The organism is Nakamurella sp. (assembly GCF_048594475.1).
Taxonomy (GTDB): domain Bacteria; phylum Actinomycetota; class Actinomycetes; order Mycobacteriales; family Nakamurellaceae; genus Nakamurella.
Genome location: NZ_JBMDXT010000196.1, coordinates 1 through 2,673, shown reverse-complemented (window position 1 = coordinate 2,673; position 2,673 = coordinate 1). Strand labels below are relative to the sequence as shown.

Here is a 2,673-nt window from a genome sequence, read left to right as displayed (position 1 = left end):
GGGGCAGACCCAGCTCGCGCTCGGCCACGGCCGCCGCCAGGCCCAGTACCTTCTCCGGGCGGCGGATGGTGTCGGTGTTCACGTGCGCGGACAACCCGTCCAGCACGACCAGGATCATCATGACCACGGCCTCCGGGTCGTCGGTGACGAACTCGCCGGCGGCGACCCCGTCGGCGATCAGCCCGCCCAGGCGTTCGCGCCAGGCGGCCTCCTGGACGCGCACCCGATCGGCCAGCAGCGGCCGGTACCGGCTCAGGTGCCGCACGTTCACCCAGAGCCGGCTCATCTCGTCGTACGGATCACCGGTGGTGCGGGCCAGGAAACGGCCCAGCCGGACGGTCGGTGGGCGGCCGGCGTCGGCCGGCGGCGTCAGGATGTCCAGCTCGTCGCCGGCGGCGCTGCCGTACGCCTCGGCGACCAGATCGTCGGCCGAGGGGAAGTAGTGGCTGATCAGCCCGGGCCGGACGGCGAGGTCGTCGGCGACCCGGCGCAGCGTCACGCACTCCAACCCGTCGGCGAGGGCGATCTTTCCGGCGGCCGCGACGATCTCCGCGCGCCGGGTGGCCGGGTCCTTGCGGATTCGTGTGCGTTCGAGGGTTGACGGCATGCCGACCATCCTATTGAATACGTGACCAATAAGCAATTGGGCGTCTGACCAATAGTGCTCGGTTCGCCCGCCGCCGCACCCGCTCCGCCGCACCCCGCCCTGGCCCACGACCGCCCCGCCGTGCCCCCGCCCCCACCCTCGCCACGACCCATCGGAGGTCCCCGTGACGCTCACCGACCCGACCCGCCCCGACCACCGGCCGGTGACCGCCGGGGCCCCCACGGTCCCCGTCCCCGACCGGGCCGGGCGCATCGAGACGCACGGCATCGACCACATCCCGGACACCGAGCGGCACGGCCGACCGGTCGAGCTGTTCTGGGTGTGGGCCGGGGCCAACGTGAACTACCTGAGCCTGGTCGTCGGCGCCGCCCTGGTGCTGATGGGGCTGTCCCTCCCCCAGGCCCTGGCGGTCATCGTGGTCGGCAACCTGGGCTGGTTGCTGCCCGGGTTCCTGGCCGTCTCCGGCCCGGCGGCCGGCGCCCCCAGCGCGGTGATCACCCGGGCCATGTACGGCATCCGGGGCAACCGGATCTACACGGCGATCAGCGGCTGGGTCATCTCGGTCTGCTACTTCGCCCTCAACCTGGCGGCCGCGTCCGTCGCCGCGTTCGCCCTGCTGGAGCGGGTGGGCATCGAGCAGGACCCGCTGGAGACCGTCCTGGTGGTCGTGGCCATCGCGGCCGTCACCCTGGCCATCAGCGTGTTCGGGCACGCGACGATCGTCCGGCTGTACCTGCCGATCACCATCGCCCTGGTCGCCGTCTTCGCGGTGGTGGGCGTGAGCGTGCTGACCGTGGCGGACTTCTCGTACGCCCCGGCCGAGAAGCTCGGTGGCATCGAGCTGTGGGCGACCATGGCCGCCGGGGCCACGCTGATCGCCTCGAGCCCGATGTCGTACACCACCAGCGCGGACTTCTCGCGCTACCTGCCGCGCACCTCGTCCCCGGTCGCGGTCGCCGGATGGACGGCGCTGGGCGGGTTCCTGCCGAGCGTCCTGGTCTGCTCGATCGGTGCCCTCGCGGCCACCGCGGTCGACATGTCCGATCCGCAGGGCGCGCTGCAGCAGATCCTGCCCGGGGTCGTCACCCCGGTCTTCCTGCTCGCCCTGGTGCTGGGCACGGTCACGGTGAACGCGCTGACCGCCTACTCGGCCGGGCTGGCGCTGCAGGCGGTCGGGGTGCGGATCAGCCGCTCGCGCAGCGTCCTGCTCGACGGCGCGGCCTCGGTCGGGCTGACCCTGTACGGCCTGCTGATCTCCACCTTCCTGGACACCGTGAGCAGCGTGCTCCAGCTGACCGTCGTGCTGCTCGGCCCGAGCATGGCGATCTACGTCGCCGACATCCTGGTGCGGCGCAACGCCTATGACGGGATCGCGCTGTCCGACGAGTCCCGAAGCAGCCGGTTCTGGTTCCGCGGCGGGTTCGCCCCGGCCGGGACGATCGCCCTGCTGGCCGGGGTCGCCGCCGCCGCGCTGTGCGTCGACACCGTCTACACCGGGCCGGTCGCCGCGCTGACCGGGCTCGACCTGACGTTGCCGGTCGGCATGGCCGTCGCCGCCGCCGTCCACGTCACCCTGAGCCGGCGCCGCGCGACCCGTTGACCGACGGGCCACCCGGACCGGTCGCGGTCAGCACGGGTGGCCCGGCCGCACCAATCCGTCACGCGCCCGGAACAGCGTGCCACCGCCCGTGATCCGCACCGGGCCCTGCCGCGCCGGCAGGACGGCCGCCCGCCCGGGCGCGAGATCGAGGCGGCGGCCGGACCGGTCGGTGACGGTCACGGCGCCGTCCACGGTCAGCAGGATCTGCGGTCCGTCGTGTTCCAACACCCGGCCCGCACCCGTCACGCGGATCCGAGACAGGGCGAACTCGGCCACGGGTGCCCGATAGGCAACCTCCCCGTCGGCGACGACGACCGCAGGCACGAGCATCGGCTCGTCCGGGGCGAACGACACCACGGCGGACAGCTCGGCCACGTCCACGTGCTTGGTCGTCAACCCGCCCCGCAGCACGTTGTCCGAGCTGGCCATGATCTCCACCCCGAACCCGGACAGGTAGGCGTGCATG

Annotated in this window: 2 protein-coding genes and 1 pseudogene; 1 reads left to right on the top strand and 2 read right to left on the bottom strand. The window is 73.0% G+C overall.

Features of this window, described 5'->3' with window-relative positions:
• Positions 1–607 (bottom strand): TetR/AcrR family transcriptional regulator (locus ACOJUF_RS09255; RefSeq protein WP_420121569.1); only part of this gene is annotated, 607 nt, incomplete at its 3' end.
• 163 nt (positions 608–770) lie between these two features.
• Between ACOJUF_RS09255 and ACOJUF_RS09250 the strand changes: the two genes are divergently transcribed.
• Complete coding sequence (locus ACOJUF_RS09250; RefSeq protein WP_420121568.1) at positions 771–2,207, top strand: purine-cytosine permease family protein; 1,437 nt, start codon at positions 771–773, stop codon at positions 2,205–2,207.
• A 27-nt stretch (positions 2,208–2,234) separates the two neighbouring features.
• Here the strand turns inward: ACOJUF_RS09250 and ACOJUF_RS09245 are convergent.
• Positions 2,235–2,673: pseudogene (locus ACOJUF_RS09245) on the bottom strand (mannose-6-phosphate isomerase, class I); the annotation flags it as partial.